General features: G+C 64.6%; 17 protein-coding genes. 10 read left to right on the top strand and 7 right to left on the bottom strand.

Going from position 1 to position 15,405, the window contains the following annotated elements; genetic code table 11:
* Positions 1 to 89: 89 nt before the first annotated feature.
* From AIOL_RS20055 to AIOL_RS20045, 3 genes are all read left to right on the top strand, one after another.
* Positions 90 to 1,076: a 2-hydroxyacid dehydrogenase gene (locus AIOL_RS20055; RefSeq protein ID WP_049644609.1), complete on the top strand. Its 987-nt coding sequence runs from the start codon at positions 90 to 92 to the stop codon at positions 1,074 to 1,076.
* A gap of 209 nt (positions 1,077 to 1,285) precedes the next feature.
* The gene (locus AIOL_RS20050) at positions 1,286 to 1,696 is read left to right on the top strand and encodes a hypothetical protein (RefSeq protein WP_049644608.1); all 411 of its coding nucleotides are present in this window, start codon (positions 1,286 to 1,288) and stop codon (positions 1,694 to 1,696) included.
* 307 nt (positions 1,697 to 2,003) lie between these two features.
* Positions 2,004 to 2,657 (top strand): hypothetical protein, encoded by a 654-nt coding sequence (locus AIOL_RS20045; RefSeq protein ID WP_049644607.1) that lies wholly within the window; start codon positions 2,004 to 2,006, stop codon positions 2,655 to 2,657.
* Positions 2,658 to 2,663: 6 nt separating this feature from the next.
* Here the strand turns inward: AIOL_RS20045 and AIOL_RS20040 are convergent, their stop codons facing one another.
* Together AIOL_RS20040 and AIOL_RS20035 are read right to left on the bottom strand one after the other, a co-directional pair.
* The gene (locus AIOL_RS20040) at positions 2,664 to 3,131 is read right to left on the bottom strand and encodes a MarR family winged helix-turn-helix transcriptional regulator (RefSeq protein WP_049644606.1); all 468 of its coding nucleotides are present in this window, start codon (positions 3,129 to 3,131) and stop codon (positions 2,664 to 2,666) included.
* Positions 3,128 to 4,198, bottom strand: coding sequence for an Acg family FMN-binding oxidoreductase (locus AIOL_RS20035; protein ID WP_235439109.1), 1,071 nt, complete (start codon positions 4,196 to 4,198; stop codon positions 3,128 to 3,130). Before AIOL_RS20035 ends, AIOL_RS20040 begins: the two co-directional genes overlap by 4 nt.
* Positions 4,199 to 4,399: 201 nt before the next feature.
* Here AIOL_RS20035 and era point away from each other — a divergent pair, with 201 nt between their 5' ends.
* From era to recO, 3 genes are all read left to right on the top strand, one after another.
* The gene (gene era / locus AIOL_RS20030) at positions 4,400 to 5,308 is read left to right on the top strand and encodes a GTPase Era (RefSeq protein ID WP_049644604.1); all 909 of its coding nucleotides are present in this window, start codon (positions 4,400 to 4,402) and stop codon (positions 5,306 to 5,308) included.
* Positions 5,309 to 5,380: 72 nt separating this feature from the next.
* Positions 5,381 to 5,719, top strand: a complete 339-nt coding sequence (locus tag AIOL_RS20025; protein ID WP_049645573.1) for a DUF1491 family protein — start codon at positions 5,381 to 5,383, stop codon at positions 5,717 to 5,719.
* Positions 5,719 to 6,438, top strand: a complete 720-nt coding sequence (recO, locus tag AIOL_RS20020) for a DNA repair protein RecO (protein ID WP_049644603.1) — start codon at positions 5,719 to 5,721, stop codon at positions 6,436 to 6,438. Before AIOL_RS20025 ends, recO begins: the two co-directional genes overlap by 1 nt.
* 13 nt (positions 6,439 to 6,451) lie before the next feature.
* Here the strand turns inward: recO and AIOL_RS20015 are convergent, their stop codons facing one another.
* Entirely contained in the window at positions 6,452 to 6,841 is a 390-nt protein-coding gene (locus tag AIOL_RS20015) for a hypothetical protein (protein ID WP_049644602.1), read from the bottom strand.
* A 122-nt stretch (positions 6,842 to 6,963) separates the two neighbouring features.
* Between AIOL_RS20015 and AIOL_RS20010 the strand changes: the two genes are divergently transcribed.
* Complete coding sequence (locus AIOL_RS20010; RefSeq protein WP_049644601.1) at positions 6,964 to 8,127, top strand: pyridoxal phosphate-dependent aminotransferase; 1,164 nt, start codon at positions 6,964 to 6,966, stop codon at positions 8,125 to 8,127.
* Between the two features lie 238 nt (positions 8,128 to 8,365).
* On the opposite strand, the gene AIOL_RS25250 is transcribed toward AIOL_RS20010, so the two are convergent.
* Both AIOL_RS25250 and AIOL_RS20005 read right to left on the bottom strand, forming a co-directional pair.
* Entirely contained in the window at positions 8,366 to 8,926 is a 561-nt protein-coding gene (locus tag AIOL_RS25250) for a hypothetical protein (RefSeq protein WP_152912609.1), read from the bottom strand.
* A 294-nt stretch (positions 8,927 to 9,220) separates the two neighbouring features.
* Positions 9,221 to 9,784 (bottom strand): TetR/AcrR family transcriptional regulator, encoded by a 564-nt coding sequence (locus AIOL_RS20005; RefSeq protein ID WP_049644600.1) that lies wholly within the window; start codon positions 9,782 to 9,784, stop codon positions 9,221 to 9,223.
* Positions 9,785 to 9,879: 95 nt separating this feature from the next.
* Here AIOL_RS20005 and AIOL_RS20000 point away from each other — a divergent pair, with 95 nt between their 5' ends.
* From AIOL_RS20000 to AIOL_RS19990, 3 genes are all read left to right on the top strand, one after another.
* Positions 9,880 to 10,779 carry an alpha/beta hydrolase family protein gene (locus AIOL_RS20000; protein WP_082152701.1) on the top strand — a complete coding sequence of 300 codons (900 nt, stop codon included), beginning with the start codon at positions 9,880 to 9,882 and terminating at the stop codon, positions 10,777 to 10,779.
* A 12-nt stretch (positions 10,780 to 10,791) separates the two neighbouring features.
* Positions 10,792 to 11,667, top strand: coding sequence for an alpha/beta hydrolase family protein (locus tag AIOL_RS19995; protein ID WP_049644598.1), 876 nt, complete (start codon positions 10,792 to 10,794; stop codon positions 11,665 to 11,667).
* 77 nt (positions 11,668 to 11,744) lie between these two features.
* Positions 11,745 to 12,905, top strand: coding sequence for an NADH:flavin oxidoreductase/NADH oxidase family protein (locus AIOL_RS19990; protein WP_235439107.1), 1,161 nt, complete (start codon positions 11,745 to 11,747; stop codon positions 12,903 to 12,905).
* Positions 12,906 to 12,975: 70 nt separating this feature from the next.
* Here AIOL_RS19990 and AIOL_RS19985 read toward each other — a convergent pair whose 3' ends face one another.
* Both AIOL_RS19985 and AIOL_RS19980 read right to left on the bottom strand, forming a co-directional pair.
* Positions 12,976 to 13,992: a Fe(3+) ABC transporter substrate-binding protein gene (locus tag AIOL_RS19985; protein ID WP_049644597.1), complete on the bottom strand. Its 1,017-nt coding sequence runs from the start codon at positions 13,990 to 13,992 to the stop codon at positions 12,976 to 12,978.
* A gap of 317 nt (positions 13,993 to 14,309) precedes the next feature.
* Positions 14,310 to 15,269, bottom strand: coding sequence for an L-malyl-CoA/beta-methylmalyl-CoA lyase (locus AIOL_RS19980; RefSeq protein ID WP_049644596.1), 960 nt, complete (start codon positions 15,267 to 15,269; stop codon positions 14,310 to 14,312).
* Positions 15,270 to 15,405 lie beyond the last annotated feature (136 nt).

Raw genomic sequence — 15,405 nt, 5'->3', positions numbered from 1 at the left:
GCGCAGATTTGTCTTGTTATTCCGCCGCACTCTTGTTCAGCTAGAGATGCCAGCATCTGTGGCGCAAGGAAAGCAAAGGAAGGGTACGCATGGCGTCTGAACGGCTGAGTGTTGTTGTAACGCGACGGTTGCCCGACGCGGTAGAGACCCGCATGACCGAGCTTTTCGATGTGCGGCTGTGCCCACAGGACGGCCCGATGGAACGCGCGGACCTGGTCGCCGCCATGCAGGACGCCGACGTGCTGGTGCCCACGATCACCGACACCATCGACGCCGCCATGCTGGGCCAGGCGGGCGAGCGGCTGAAACTGATCGCGAATTTCGGCGCCGGCGTGGACAATATCGACGTCGCCACCGCGCGGCAGCGCGGGATCCTGGTGTCCAACACCCCCGGCGTGCTGACCGAGGACACCGCCGACATGACCATGGCGCTTATCCTGGCCGTCACCCGCCGCATCCCCGAGGGCCTGAGCATTATGCAGGCCGGGCGCTGGGAGGGCTGGGCCCCCACCGCGCTGCTGGGCGGGCGCGTGGGCGGGCGCAGGTTGGGCGTTTTGGGCATGGGCCGCATCGGCCAGGCGGTGGCGCGCCGCGCCAAGGCCTTTGGCATGCAGATCCACTACCACAACCGCAAGCGCCTGCGCCCCGAGACCGAGACCGAGCTAGAGGCCACCTATTGGGAGAGCCTCGACCAGATGGTCAGCCGCATGGACGTGATCACCATCAACTGCCCGCACACGCCCTCGACCTTCCACCTGATGAACGCGCGGCGCCTGAAGCTGATGAAGCCGAACGCGGTGATCGTGAACACCTCGCGCGGCGAGGTGATCGACGAGAACGCGCTGACCCGGATGCTGCGCGGCGGCGAGATCGCCGGGGCCGGACTGGACGTCTACGAGCACGGCACCGACGTGAACCCGCGCCTGCGCGAGCTGCAGAACGTGGTCCTGCTGCCGCATATGGGCTCGGCCACCCGCGAGGGCCGCATGGAGATGGGCGAGAAGGTCATCATCAACATAAAAACCTTCGCCGACGGGCATCGCCCGCCGGATCTAGTGGTGCCGGCGATGCTTTGAGCGCCTGCAAGACCGGGGGGAACGACAAGATGCATTTTCACAAAGCCCTTTGCCTCGCGGCCGCGTTGGCCCATGCGCCCGGGATGGCACCCACACCAATGAGTGGCGCGCGACCGCGCAGACCAAAAAGAACGGTGGCAGGATCGCCACCACAAAAAAGGCACGCAAGTATTCATAGGTTTGCGCGCCTCAATTAAGGGAGTTTCAACATGAGATTTTTGACGATTTTATTCGCCGTACTGCTGAATTTCTCGACGGTGCAATCCGCTTCGGCAGACAGCTGCTGGTGGCATAACGGGTCGCTGATGCGGCTGCAGGCCTTCGGCAACCAGCGGAACTTCTATTACGAAAACCCGCGCGAGGGGCTGTGGAATGCCGGGGTGCGCCGTGGGACGCTTTTGTTCAACGGCACCAAGAGCGGGAACTGGTATTCCGGGCTCAGCCGGGTGTTCTCGTCGTCCTGCCCGGGCAATCCGCTGGAGTATTTTGTCGAGGGGCCGGTCGCGCCGAACCAGACCCAGGTGACGATGCAGGGCACGCGCGAGCGGTCGCGCAACTGCGCCAGCACGGGGCAGGTCGTGGTGGACACGCTGGTCTTCACCTACGCGCGCGACTGCTGACCCGGGCCCGTCGCCAAGCTGCCACGAGGCGCCGTGGAGGCTTGGCGCGAATTGGCAGCCTGGCGCGATATGGCTTGGCATCTTCACGGTTTCTAAACCCGAATCGCACCACCCTACCCGGGTGGTGGTTGGGGAACTGAATCGGGGCAAAGCCCCGACCACCACCCGCATATTATGCGGGGCGCCTGCCTTAAGATCGGGTTAACTCAAAGGCGTGGGAGCCGTGCCACAACGCCGCACATACGCAGGTCATTGCGCGCGTCTTATCGCGCTGGACGTCGGCGCGTTGTCTTGCCAGGGTGGCGCAATGATACGCGCGCTCCTGATCTTCCTCGCCGCCCTGTGCCTGACGGCCTGCGCGGGACGCCCCTTGGCCGAGGGCGAGCGCGCGCTGGCCGAAGATCTCTTTGGCCCGTCGCTGGATGTGCAGAAGGTGCGCGTCAAGTCCGGCTTTCGCGGCGCGCCCAAAACGGACACCGCGCCGCCGCTGCCAGAGAACCCAGAGCCGATTAAGATCCGCCCCGGCATCTGCGACCGCACGGCGCCTACGCCGCCCGAGGGCCCGCCGCCGGGCTGGGCGCTTTATAACAACGTGCATTTCTCCAAGGATTATTACCGCAACGACACCGCGCCCGGCTGGCCGAACCAGATCCTGCTGCCGCAGACCTTCATCATGGCGCATGAGCTGGTGCATGTCTGGCAGTGGCAGAACCGCAAGCGCACCGGCTATCGCCCCGCCAAGGCCGCACTGGAGGCGATCCTAAACCAGGACCCCTATTTTTATGTGCCCGAGGAGGGCGCGGGGCTGCTGGAATACGGGTTCGAGCAGCAGGCCTCGCTGCTGGAGGATTACCTCTGCTACGCAATCTTTGACCCCAAGAACGCGCGGCGCGGACAGATCCGCGCGATCCTGGCCCCGCATTTTCAGATGGACCGGCTTGACGAGGCGCTGGCCAGATAAGCCGGGCTACATCCGGTTCTCGTCCAGGAACTTGCGCAAGACCTCCAGCCCCGACCCCAGCTCTTCCATGATCTTGTAATGCTCTGGCTCTAGCAGATGCCCAAACATCCCGACCACGCTTTGGATCGCCGCGTCGCGGAACGCGCGCCCGGCCTCGGTCAGATAGACCAGCTTGCCGCGCGCGTCCTCGGGGTTCGGGCCGGTGGTGATAAAGCCGCGCTCGGTCAGCACCTTCAGCGAGTGGGTCATCGTCGTCTTGGTGACCTGCATGGCGCCTGCGATCCGGATCGGCGTGATCCCGTCGCCGGTCCGGACCAGGTGGTTGAGGATCGAGAAATGCGACGGGTGCACCCCGTCGGGCAGGCTCTTGGCGAAAAGCGCCATCGACAGCTGGTTGATGATCCCGATCTCGGTGAAGAAGCTGAACAAGCGCGCGGCGTCGCGTTGGTCTAAGGTCTTTGGGTCTTCGGTCAATCGCTCACCAGTTTTGCCTCGATGGGCCAGCGCGGGCTGGCCGGAACGGTCGGACCATAGCCGATGCGTCCCAGCATTTGAACCGTGCCGCCATCCGGCGCCAACCGGCGATGCGCGTCGGCATAAAGCGCGGCCATCTCGGGGTATTCCTGCAGCGCCTGGCTCATCGGGTGCAGGCCCAGGCCCTCGCGCGTTGTGGCCAGGTTCAGCCGCAGCCAATCCCGCCCCACCGCGATCTGGTCCAGCCGAGTGTTGGTCTCGGTCACCAGCCAGATATGCCCCATCGAGGTCCGGCAGTTCGTGGTGACGGCGTCGATGCCGCCCCTATAGGCCACCGAGGAGGGGTCCGTGACCGTCTCGCGGCTTAGCACACCCGCCAGGCGCAGCGATTCAAACATCGGCCCGCTGAAGCTAATCCCATCCGGATTGGCGTTCACCTCGGCCTTGCCGATGCGGAACAGATCCACGCTTTCCTTGTAGGTATGCGGGGTCTCGATCTCGATCAGCAGCGCCTGCTCGGTCAAGTCGCGCAGGTATTGCGTCAGCTCCGCCTCGGTCGAGCCGCCAGCCTGGGCGATACGCACGGCCGACATGGCGCGCTGCAAGACGTCCCGCGGCACGGGGCGCGTGGTGTCATAGGGCTGTTTGGTCGAGCGCCGTTGCAGCGCATAAGCAAAAAGCGGGTCGGCAGAGGTCGCCGCCCCAGAAAAGGTGACATGCGCGACCGGGCGCCGGTCCAGCGCGGCCGGGTCATGGCCCGCCGGGAAGAGCTCTGTCGCGACCGCGAAGCCCACGCTGTTGGCCGCCATCTCCATCAGCTCCAGAAAGCAGCCCAGCCCGATGGTCAGCTGCCGGTCGAACGGGTCGGTATGCGGCAATTGCCGGTCGGTGTCGAAGTAAAGCTCGAAGGCCTCCGCCCCGCGCAGCTTCACCTTCCAGGGCTGGCGGTTATGCGGGTTGGGCGCCAGCACCGCGTAGGACAGGGCGTGCAGCCGGGGGTCGTCATACTGCGCAGCGCCTGCCGCGTCCCAGGGGGCGAGCGCCTCGGTGGGGGTCCGTGTCGCCACAAATGCGCTCGCCCCGCCTGCCGCCAAGACAACTCCGCCGCCGATCAATGTCAGAAATTTCCGCCTTTGCATAAGATACACTCCAATTAGGTTCGATGTCGGACCATATAAGGTATGACGTCGAACCAATCAAGCCCTTTCCTCTGGCCTAATGCAGCGTCATCCGCTACCAGCCCCAAATCGCAGCCAGAAAGCCAAACAATGAGCACACGCGCCGGTTTCACTGCCCTGATCGGAGAGCCCAACGCGGGCAAGTCGACGCTTTTGAACCGCATGGTCGGGGCGAAGGTCTCGATTGTGACGCATAAGGTGCAGACCACGCGGGCGCGGATCCGCGGCGTGGCGATGGAGGGCCAAAGCCAGATCGTGTTCGTGGACACGCCGGGGCTGTTCCGCCCGCGCCGGCACCTGGACCGGGCCATGGTGGCCGCCGCATGGAGCGGCGCGGCGGATGCCGATGTGGTGGTGCTGATGATCGAGGCCCATCGCGGCGTGACCGAGGGCGTCGAGCGCATCCTAGAGGGGCTCGCCCAGCGCGACAGCGGCCAGACCGTGGCGCTGGCCATCAACAAGATCGACCGCGTCGAGGCGCCGGTGCTGCTGGGGCTGACCAAGGACCTGAATGCGCGCTTTGCCTTCGCCAAGACCTTTATGATCTCCGCCGAGAAGGGCCATGGCGTGGACGACCTGCGCACCTGGCTGGCGGGCGAGATGCCCGAGGGGCCGTATCTCTACCCCGAGGACCAGATCGCCGACCTGCCCATGCGGATGATCGCCGCCGAGATCACCCGCGAGAAGCTGACCCTGCGCCTGCACCAAGAGCTGCCCTACCAGCTGACCGTCGAGACGGAGAGCTGGGAGGAGAAAAAGGACGGCTCCGCCCGGATAGAGCAGCTCATCTATGTGGCCCGCGACGGCCATAAGGGGATCGTGCTGGGCAAGAAGGGCGAAACGGTGAAGGCGGTGGGCCTGGCCGCGCGCGTGGAGCTGGAGGAATTCCTCGACCGCAAGGTGCATCTCTTCCTGCAGGTCAAGGTGCGGCCCGGGTGGCTGGAGGAATCCGAGCGCTACTCGGCCATCGGCCTGGACTATTCCGATGGCAAAACGTGAGGCGCCTTGGGCCCTGGCGGCCCCGCGTCGCCAGCCGCGAAGACGCCCGCCAGGGCGGATGAGCGCCCCCGCATGAGCACGCCGCGCCTGACAGCAGAGCTTTGGGTGCAGGCCTACTTTACCCGCCTGAGATTGCAGGATATTCCCGCCTTTATCGTCTCCAAGGGCGACGCCACCGCGGGGGCCGTGATCGTCAAGCAGAACGCCCTGGACGGCACCGCCAAGGCGTTTCAGCGCAGCGTCGACATCCTTAGCGGTGACCGCATCTGGGTCACGCTGACCGAGGGCGCCGAGGCCGAGGTGGATGCCACCATCACGAAACAGCGCGGCTTTGACCCCGACCTTTGGGTCATCGAGGTCGAGGACCGCGACCGGCGGCACCTGCTGGACGAGCCGGGGCTCGACAGCTGATGGAATGGCAGGACCACGGCACCGTCTTAATCGCACGCAAGCATGGCGAGCATGCCGCGATCCTAGAGGTCTTCACCCAGGCGCATGGCCGCCACGCGGGCGTCGTGCGGGGCGCCTCCAGTCGTAAGATTGCGCCCACGCTAGAGCCCGGCACCGAGGTCGCCGTCACCTGGCGCGCCCGGCTGGAGGACCACCTGGGCAGCTACGCCGTCGAGCCCGTCAAGAGCCGCGCCGCGGCGGTGATGTCGGGGCGCAAGGAACTGGCCGCGCTGAACGCGTTGACCGCGCTTTTGTCCTTCGCCCTGCCGGAGCGCGAGCCGCACCCGAAGCTCTTTGAGCGCAGCCAGGCGGTGCTGGACATGATCGGCGAGACCGAGGCCTGGCCCCTGGCCTATCTGCACTGGGAATTAGCGCTTTTGGACGAGATGGGCTTTGGCCTGGACCTGAGCGCCTGCGCGGTCACCGGCGCGTCGGACGGGTTGAGCTATGTCTCGCCCAAGACCGGGCGGGCGGTGACCGAGGCCGGTGCGGGCGCCTGGAAGGAGAAGCTCTTGCCCCTGCCGCAATGCCTGCACACCCCCAGCGCCGCGCCGGACGACGAAATCGCACAAGGCCTGCGCACCACCGGCTATTTCCTGCGGCACTGGCTGGCCCCGGCGCTTGGCGACCGCGAGCTGCCTGCCGCCCGGCAGCGCTTTGTGGACGTGTTCTCGCGCTAGCCCTTCAGGGCGCCTAATCCCCCGCGCGAAACAGCAGCGTCGCGCCATGATCGTCCTGCAATAGGATCGTGTCGCCGGCGATCTCGGCCAAGTGCATGCCGTTGATAAGATTGTACAAATTGTCGTGCAGGGCCCGCGCGTCGCAGTCTTGGTCCTTGCCGCGTTCTAGGGACAGCGCGAACCAGGGCAGCGGGGCCGTGATCCGCCCGGCCATCTGGCCGCATGTGGTGCGCAGCTCAAGCGTCTTACGCGCCGGGAAGCGCAATGTGACGGCCTCGTCAACGGGGCGGTCCTGCATCTCTGCAAGGCGGAATACGCGGTCCCGCCCGGCATAGGCGGCCAGGGTCTCGTCGGTCTGGCAGAAAGTCAGCCAAATCAACGGCAGGATCACGTCGCACAGCATGGCGCAACCCTGCCACGCGGGCCGGGATCACGCAATTCCCGCAGCCAGGGCGCGGGCCTCTTTCGCGCCCCTTGCCATCGCTCGGCCAATCCCACAGAAACGGCGGGACCGGAGGAGGGCCCATGCAGACTGTTGCGAATTTCGATCGGATTGGTGAGGAGAACGCCTTTGCTGTTCTGGCCCGCGCGGGCGCGCTGGCGGCGCAGGGCATGGACGTGATCAATCTCGGGATAGGGCAGCCGGACTTTCCGACGCCGGAGAACATCGTCGAGGCCGCGGTGAAGGCGCTGCGCGACGGGCAGCATGGCTACACCCCCGCGACCGGAATTCCCCAATTGCGCGAGGCAGTTAGCGCCGATCTGCACCGCCGCTTCCAGGCCGAGGTGAACCCCGACCAGGTGCTGATCGTGCCGGGCGGCAAGGTGACGATGTTCACCGCGATCCTGATGTTCGGCGAGCCGGGGGCCGAGATCCTCTACCCCGATCCGGGCTTTCCGATCTACCGCTCGATGATCGAGTATACCGGCGCCACGCCGGTGCCGATCCCGATCCGCGAGGAGAACGGCTTTGCCTTCTCCGCCGAGGAGACGCTGGGCCTGATCACCGACAAGACGCGGCTGGTGATTGTGAACTCGCCGGCGAACCCCTGCGGCGGGGTCACGCCCAAGGCCGAGATCGACGCGCTGGTGGCCGGGCTGCCCGAGCATGTGGCGATCATGTCGGACGAGATCTACGACCAGATGCTCTATGACGGCGAGGAGCACGTCACTCTGCTGGGCTATCCCGAGATCCGTAACCGCCTGATATTGCTGAACGGTTGGTCCAAGACCTACGCCATGACGGGCTGGCGGCTGGGCTACTCCGTCTGGCCCGAGAACCTCTATGACAAGGCGCGCAAACTGGCGGTGAACGCCTGGTCCTGCGTGAACGCCCCGGCGCAATTCGCCGCCCTAGAGGCGCTGACCGGGCCGCAGGACGCGGTGGGGCAGATGCTGGCCGAGTTCGACGCGCGGCGCGGCCTGGTGGTGGACCTGATGAACGCCCTGCCGGGGGTCAGCTGCATCACGCCGAAGGGCGCGTTCTATGCCTTCCCCAATGTCACCGAGACCGGCTGGAAGGCCAAGGAGCTGGCCAGCGCCCTGCTGGAAGAAACCGGCGTGGCCACCATCGGCGGGCCGGATTTCGGCGTTCTGGGCGAGGGGTATATCCGGCTGAGCTATGCCAACTCGGCCGAGAACATCCAGCGCGCGGCGGAGCGGATGCGCGGGTTTCTTACCAAATCCTAAACGCACCATCCGCGCTACGGCCGCGAATCAGGCCTTAACGCCTTAAATCATGGGGTTTTCCGCGGTCGGACTTGTGTCGGCAAAACGTCGGCTTTGCGTCGGCGCGGATGTCGGCAAACCCCATGGTTAACACACCGCGCGGTGGGTCGTCGCCAATATGCCGGGGGCGTTGGTCTCGGGGTTGCTTGGCCGCTCTGAGCCCATTTTGCTGAATGCTGCGCCTCGCGGGAATGGCCGCTCAGAGAATTTCTGGGAGTTCTGGCTCGGCTTGTTGTTCGTATGTTTGAAAGACGATTGGCGTTTCGGCACGCGTGTCTCGCAATTCTGGTAGAAGATGAGTCTCAATGAATCTGCCGATATAGAATAGTCCGACATAGTACCTCGATGCCGGATAGCCGTTCAGTTCAGGATTGTCTGCCGCGAGCCGAATAGCCGTACCGGCCATCTTGGTACAGGATATCGAAGTGCGAACGTCGAACGAAACAGGTTCGAGAGTAAAGCCAATGCATCCATTTTGCCCTTCGTGGACAACATATGTGCCTGAAGAGTGCAGATACAAGTGAGAGCCTCGCCACCATCCTGTATCTTCGACCAGATCGATGGAAGCCGTTGTATAACCGTCATTTACAGTGAGCGTTCTATTCCAGTCGCTGTGAACACCGAACATGGGCGTCACAGACATGATTGCAGTTGCGTTCTCGGGAAGGTTGGCGACAGCAATGTACTCTGTGGAGCAAGCAGACAGGGCCAAGAGAAAGCCGACAGAGCCGGCGAAATTTCGAGATTTTCCAGAAGTCATTATTCGCTATCAATCACTCAAAACAGACATTGGCGCAAGTGCAGCGAAATGGTGCTCCGTCCGCGACCCAGTCTTTCACACATCACTAACGCTGCGCGATGCACGATCTTCCGGTCGGGGAGATGGCAAGGCATGATGATGGGCGACGCGATTGCCCTCTTCTAGCCGTCCATGACGGCGGCCTGCGCCCCTTAAACCGAACCTCCCGCGATGGCTCTCACGGCGGCACGGTGCCTGGGGGAGACCCAGGGTCTTAGCGCGGCGCAGGGACGACGGCGTCGCCGCGAACGGGCCTTAGGCGTCGAGCAGTTTGACGACGCTCGCCTTGAGGATTGCAAGATACGCCTCAAGCTCGGCGCGGGTCTGGACCAGGCGCTTGGCATTCATCGCCGATGCCACCACGAAACCGGCATAGTCCTCGGCGCTGGTGCCGATCTCGGCCAGCCCCTGCGCGCCCTCAAAGAGCCTGGCAATCGCGGCAACCTCTGCCCTGCGCGTCGCTGCGATGGAGTCCTGGCTATACTCGCCCAGAGCCGTTTCAAAGGCGGCTGTGTCCGGCGACTGGTGGAGCATGTCGAACCCGGCCAGGACTAGGCGCTCAAAGAAGATGTCGAGCTTCTCGGCGAGGGTATCCGCGTCGGACCAAGCCTGCGCGACCGACCTGATCGCTGTGCCCTTGGCCAGACGAATGGCCCCGCCGAGCACGGCGTCCTTATTGCGAAAGGTCGCATAGAGCGTTGGTTTTGAGACCCCCGCCTCTGCCGCGATCTCCTCCATCGTGGACTTGCGCACGCCATAGCGTTGGAACACGACCAGCGCCGCCTGGGCGTATTTTCTCTCGGCTTCCGATATTTCCATCTTGACGTTCTTCGTTTAGTCGTTAAGTAACGGGTTGACGAAACAGATAAGCTCGTAAAGAAACAATAGCAACCCAAACGTCGAAGGAGCGGAACATGATTACTGCAGAACAAACAGCGATGCTGGAACAGCTTGCCGGTGGTCTCTCAAAGCCGCCGCGCCTGCCGGTCCTGCGCACACCGGACGAGGTCGGGCTGACCTATGAGGAGGTTTCCTTCGCGACCGAGGACGGCGTGCAGGTCTCTGGCTGGTTCATGCCCGGCACATCGGGCCACGTCATCCTGAGCAACCACTTCTCGCCCGGCAACAAATACGGCTTTGCCGGGCACCTGGACGGCCTGGGCTTTGCCGGCGGCTTTGAGGTGAACTTTTTGCCCCGCTACAAGGCCCTGGTCGATGCCGGCTACAGCGTGCTGGCCTATGACCTGCGCGGCCATGGCAGCAGCAGCGACGGCGAGGGCGGCATCTCGGGCGTGGGCTATTACGAGTGGCAAGAGGTCCTGGCCGCGCTGCAATATGTGCGCAGCCGCCCCGACACCAAGGCCATATCCATCTACGCCATGTGCATGGGCGCCAACGCCACCCTGAACGCGATGGACAAACACCCCGAGGCCTTTGAGGGCATCAAGTCGATGATCGCCATCGCGCCCCTGAAGGGCCGCACCACGATCGAGCGCAACTGCGGGCATATGGAGATCGACGCGCAAGAGGGCGTCGCGGCCTTCGAGCCCATCTACACCGCCCTGACCGGGCTGAAAGTGGACGATCACAACATCATCCCGAAGGCCGAAAAGATTGCAATCCCGATCTTCTATGTGCAAGTTCGCGACGACATGAACTCGCGCTGGCAGGACGTGCAAGAGATGTTTGACCGCACGCCCGTCGAAGACAAGAAGATCTACTACATCGAAGACACGCCCTGGCGTTTCAAGGGGTACCAGTTCTTCTCTGACCATCCCGAGCAGATGCTCGAATGGTACAACGCGCATTCGTAAGGAGGCCCCGACATGTTTGGCAACATGATCTCGAATATGATGGTGAAACCGGGCCAGGCCCCGCTGTTCGACAGCCCGGCCAACTACGGCCTGGACTACGAGGACGTGGAGTTTCCGGCGACGGACGGCACCACCCTGCGCGGCTGGCTGATCAAGGGCGGCAGCGACAAGGTCATCATCCAAAGCCATTTCGGCGTGCAGTCCAACCGCAGCGGCTGGGAGCGCAAGGGCAAGGGCATGATGGCGCCGTGGAAGCAGGACATCAAATTCCTGCGCCAGGCAAAGCATTTTGCGGATAACGGCTACAGCTACCTGATGTTCGATCTGCGCGGCCATGGCGCCAGCGACCTTGGCCCGAACCCGTGGGTGTCCTGGGGCCCCGAAGAGGCCAAGGACATCCTCGGCGCCGTCAGCTTCATCGAGGGGCGCGCGGATCTGAAAGACGCCTCCATCGGTCTGCTGGCGTTCTGCATGGGCTCGGCCTCGACCACCTATGCCTACGGGATGGAAGACGGGCTGGCGCAGCATGACCGCATCAAGGCCTTCGTTGCGGTGCAGCCCCTGCTCTACGATATCTTTGTGAACGCGCTTGGCATGCCGGGCTTCATGCGGCGCGCGGCGGATAAAGTCACCACCGCACGGGTGGGCTTTGACCTGACAGAGCCGAACTTTATCGAGAGCGCGCCGAAGGTGAACGTCCCGACGCTGGTCATCCAGAACAAGAACGATCCGTGGACCCGGCTGGAGATGGTGCACCGCTACCATGATGCCTTGACCGTCGAGAAGGAGCTAAAGCTTCTCGACGTCGAGAAAAGCCGCTTTGCCGCCTACGAATGGGTCGGCAAGAACCCCGCGGAGGTGCAAGCCTGGTTCGACCGGTTCATGTAGGCACCGCAGAGCACCGGGCAGCGCAGGGCGCGCGCCCGGGCGAAGACCGCGGCGGTGACAATCTGCTGTCGCGGCCCTTGCGGCTTCCCTGCGGCGCTGTCCTTGGCAACCGCATCGCCAAATCGGCCATGTCGGATTCGCTGGGCGACGGGCGCGGCGGCCCGACAGTGGCGCAGATGCGCCTTTACGAGCGCTGGGCCGCGGGCGGGCTGGCATTGTCGATCATCGGCGAGGTGCAGGGCAGCCCCGACTTCGCCGAGAAGCCCGGCAACCTCGTCCTGAACGCCCAATCGGATACCGAACGCTTCCGAGAATTGGCGCGCCGCGGGTCCGCCAACAACGCGCATCTATGGCTGCAGCTTGGGCATGCGGGGGCGATGGCCGACGCGCCGATCAGCACCCCTAAGGGGCCAAGCGCGCTTGACCTGCCCGGGCTGAGCTGCGGCGCGCTGACATTGGCGGAGATCCAGCACCTGCCCGGGGCGTTCGCGCAAACCGCGCGCCGCGCGCAAGAGCTTGGCTTTGGCGGCGTCGAGATACACGCCGCGCATGGCTTCCTGCTTAGCCAGTTTCTGTCGCCGCTCTTCAACAAGCGCGCCGACGCGTATGGCGGCAGCCTTGGGAACCGCATGCGCCTGCTGCTAGAGACCGTTGCGGCCGTGCGCAGGGCCGTGGGCCCGGATTTCCCCGTAGGCCTCAAGCTGAACGCCACAGACCAGCTAGAGGGCGGGTTCCAGCAAGACGAGGCGCTAGAGGTCATCGCGGCTCTGGACAGCACCGGCATTGACCTGATCGACATCAGCGGCGGCACCTATTTTCCCGGCGCGCCCTCGTCCTCGGACCGCGCGGGGTCCGGCCCCTATTTCGCCGACTTCGCCGGGCGCGCCCGGACCAGAACGTCCGTTCCGCTGATGGTCACCGGAGGCTTTAAGACCCGCCAGCAGGCAGAGGCGACCCTGGCCAGCGGGAAGGCCGACCTGATCGGCCTGGCCCGCGCGCTTGTCGTGGACCCGGATCTGCCGTCGAAATGGATCAAGGGTGCGGCGGACGCGCCGCGCCTGCCGCGCTTTGAGGACCCGCCAGAGGGCGGCGTGACCGCCTGGTACACGATGCAGATCACGCAGATTGCCAATGGAGAGGGCGGGCTTTCGCCGAGCGACCTTGCCGCCGCAATCGCGGAATACGCGCAGCGGGATCGCCTGCGCCACGCGATCTGGAGCGATCACTTCCGGCGCTAAGCCCCGCGCCCGGGGACGCAGGGGGGGGGCGTGGGCCGCCCGAAGAAACCGGACGGCCCGCTTGTTTGGCTTACTTCCAGCCGACCGTATCGAAGATCCGCTGCGCGTCAGCAACGTTCTTTGCGACCGCGCTGAGGTCCACATCGTCGGCCTTGAAGACGCCGAGCGTGGCGACGGAGGGGCTGATCGACACGCCGGGCACCGAGGGGTACTCGTCGTTACCGGCGCTGAAGTAGACCTGCGCCTGATCGCTGGCCAGGTACTCGAGGAACTTGATCGCGTTCTCGCGGTTCGGCGCGTTGGCCGCGACGCCAGCGCCGGACAGGTTCATATGCGCGCCCTCGGCTTCCTGTGCGGGGAACACCCAGCCGATATTGGCCAGCGCGTCCTCGGGCAGGCCCTTCACCGATTTACGCAATGCGCGGGCGAAGTAGTAGGTGTTGGAGATCGAGATGTCGCACTCGCCGGACGCCAGCCCGCGCAGCTGGTCCGTGTCGCCGCCCTGCGGCTCACGCGCGAAGTTCGCCACCACACCGGCGGCCCAGTCAGTCGCCGCCTCGGCGCCGTGGTTTTCGATCACCGACGACAGCAGCGTCTGCGAGTAGACGTTGCTCGACGAGCGGTGGCACACCATGCCCTTGTACTGCGGGTCCGCGAGGCTCACGTAGTCCATCGGCGGGTTCTGCACGTCCGTCTTGTCGTAGAAGACGATCCGCGCGCGCTGCGAGAAGCCGAACCACTGGTTGTCGCTGTCCTGCAGCTTGGCGGGCACGCGCGCCTCAAGAACTTCGCTGTCGACGGATTGCAGGACGCCTGCGCTCTTGGCGCGCTCCAGGCGCGTGGTGTCGACCGTGATCAGCACGTCGGCGGGCGAATTCGCGCCCTCGGCCGCCATACGCTGGATCAGCTCGTCGCCCTTGCCCTCGATGCGGTTCACTTTGATGCCGGTCAGTTCTTCGAAGTCAGAGTACAGACGCTCGTCGGTGTCATAGTGGCGCGACGAGTAAAGGTTCACCACGCCCTCGGCGGCCAGCTCGGTGGCGAGCGAAAGCGACAAGGCGGTTGCGATAAATGGTACTGTTTTCATCGTGTTCTCCTAGTTTTGGGTCAGACGGCTCGCGCACAGCTAGGGCCGTAAACGAATCTTGCTAGTATCCTTATGGTTTTAATCAGGTATTGGCAACTGGCTCTTTCGCACGGCCCAGCGCGGCCCAAAAAGGGGCCGCCGACCAGCAATATCTGCACCGCCCGCCGCACCCGCGGGCGCGCCAGTTCGGCATGTTTTATTAGGGAGTTGCCGCGCTTTGGGCGCGCGGCTAAAGGCAGGGCGCCCCGAATTAAGCCGATGCGCCGCGCCCGAAATCCCGGGCGCCGCGCGCTAACCGAAAAACCGCGCCGGCCAGATCAGCCGTTGGCGATCATCTCGGCCTGATTCACGATCACCTCGGCCTGCTTGATCGAGGCGATATCCACCAGGCGGCCCTTATAGACGGTCGCGCCCGCGCCAGAGGCCTTGGCCTCTTCCATCGCCGCCAGGATTTCCTTGGCCTCGGTTACCTGCTGCTCGGACGGGGTGAACACCTCGTTGGCCAGCGCGATCTGCTTGGGATGGATCGCCCATTTGCCCACCATGCCCAGCACCGCCGAGCGGCGCGCCTGCGCGCGGTACCCGTCATCGTCGCTGAAATCGCCGAACGGGCCGTCCACCGGCAGCACTCCATGGGTGCGGCAGGCCGCCACGATGGCCGCCTGCGCCCAGTGCCAGGGGTCCGACCAGTGGTGCTGGCCGTCCTGCAGCATATAGTAGTTCTCTTGCGTGCCGCCGATCCCGGTGGTCTGCATCCCCATTGAGGCGGCGAAATCCGCGGCACCCAGGCTCATCGCCTCAAGGCGCGGGCTGGCGGCGGCGATCTCCTCGACATGGGCGATGCCCGCCGCGCTCTCGATGATAACCTCAAAGGACACGGGCCGCGCGCGCGCCTTGGCGGTCTCGATGGCGGTGACCAGTGCGTCCACGGCGTAGACATCCGCCGCGCAGCCCACCTTGGGGATCATGATCTGGTCCAGCCGCGGCCCGGCCTGCTCCATCAGGTCCACCACGTCGCGGTACCAATAGGGCGTGTCCAGCCCGTTGATCCGCACGCTCAGCGTCTTCTTGCCCCAGTCCACGCTGTTGATCGCTTCGATCACGTTGGCGCGGGCGGCGTCCTTGTCGCTGGGCGCCACGCTGTCCTCGAGGTCGAGGTTGATCACATCCGCCGCGCTGGCGGCCATCTTCTCGAACAGTTTGGTGTTCGAGCCGGGGCCGAAAAGCTGGCAACGGTTCGGGCGGGCGGCGGGCGTGGGCTGGATGCGGAAGGACATGAGGGCTCCGGGCAAGTTTGTTTCGTCTGATCTGCCCTGACGGGTAGAATGTTACCTTCCGAGCCGCAAGTGCATTTTGCGGCCGCAGCAATTCCGACGTCTGTTTCGGCGAAATTCAGTGAAAATTAGTGATTCG

This window comes from Candidatus Rhodobacter oscarellae, from assembly GCF_001078595.1.
Lineage (GTDB): Bacteria > Pseudomonadota > Alphaproteobacteria > Rhodobacterales > Rhodobacteraceae > Rhodobacter_B > Rhodobacter_B oscarellae.
This window is presented reverse-complemented; position numbering and strand designations above follow the sequence as displayed.

Coding starts and splice junctions, on each gene's coding strand:
- AIOL_RS25250 (WP_152912609.1), bottom strand. CDS start 8,926: ATGACTTCTGGAAAATCTCGAAATTTCGCCGGCTCTGTCGGCTTTCTC.
- recO (WP_049644603.1), top strand. CDS start 5,719: ATGGAATGGCAGGACCACGGCACCGTCTTAATCGCACGCAAGCATGGC.
- AIOL_RS20025 (WP_049645573.1), top strand. CDS start 5,381: ATGAGCACGCCGCGCCTGACAGCAGAGCTTTGGGTGCAGGCCTACTTT.
- era (WP_049644604.1), top strand. CDS start 4,400: ATGAGCACACGCGCCGGTTTCACTGCCCTGATCGGAGAGCCCAACGCG.
- AIOL_RS20015 (WP_049644602.1), bottom strand. CDS start 6,841: ATGCTGTGCGACGTGATCCTGCCGTTGATTTGGCTGACTTTCTGCCAG.
- AIOL_RS20000 (WP_082152701.1), top strand. CDS start 9,880: ATGATTACTGCAGAACAAACAGCGATGCTGGAACAGCTTGCCGGTGGT.
- AIOL_RS20010 (WP_049644601.1), top strand. CDS start 6,964: ATGCAGACTGTTGCGAATTTCGATCGGATTGGTGAGGAGAACGCCTTT.
- AIOL_RS20050 (WP_049644608.1), top strand. CDS start 1,286: ATGAGATTTTTGACGATTTTATTCGCCGTACTGCTGAATTTCTCGACG.
- AIOL_RS19980 (WP_049644596.1), bottom strand. CDS start 15,269: ATGTCCTTCCGCATCCAGCCCACGCCCGCCGCCCGCCCGAACCGTTGC.
- AIOL_RS20005 (WP_049644600.1), bottom strand. CDS start 9,784: ATGGAAATATCGGAAGCCGAGAGAAAATACGCCCAGGCGGCGCTGGTC.
- AIOL_RS20045 (WP_049644607.1), top strand. CDS start 2,004: ATGATACGCGCGCTCCTGATCTTCCTCGCCGCCCTGTGCCTGACGGCC.
- AIOL_RS19985 (WP_049644597.1), bottom strand. CDS start 13,992: ATGAAAACAGTACCATTTATCGCAACCGCCTTGTCGCTTTCGCTCGCC.
- AIOL_RS19995 (WP_049644598.1), top strand. CDS start 10,792: ATGTTTGGCAACATGATCTCGAATATGATGGTGAAACCGGGCCAGGCC.
- AIOL_RS20055 (WP_049644609.1), top strand. CDS start 90: ATGGCGTCTGAACGGCTGAGTGTTGTTGTAACGCGACGGTTGCCCGAC.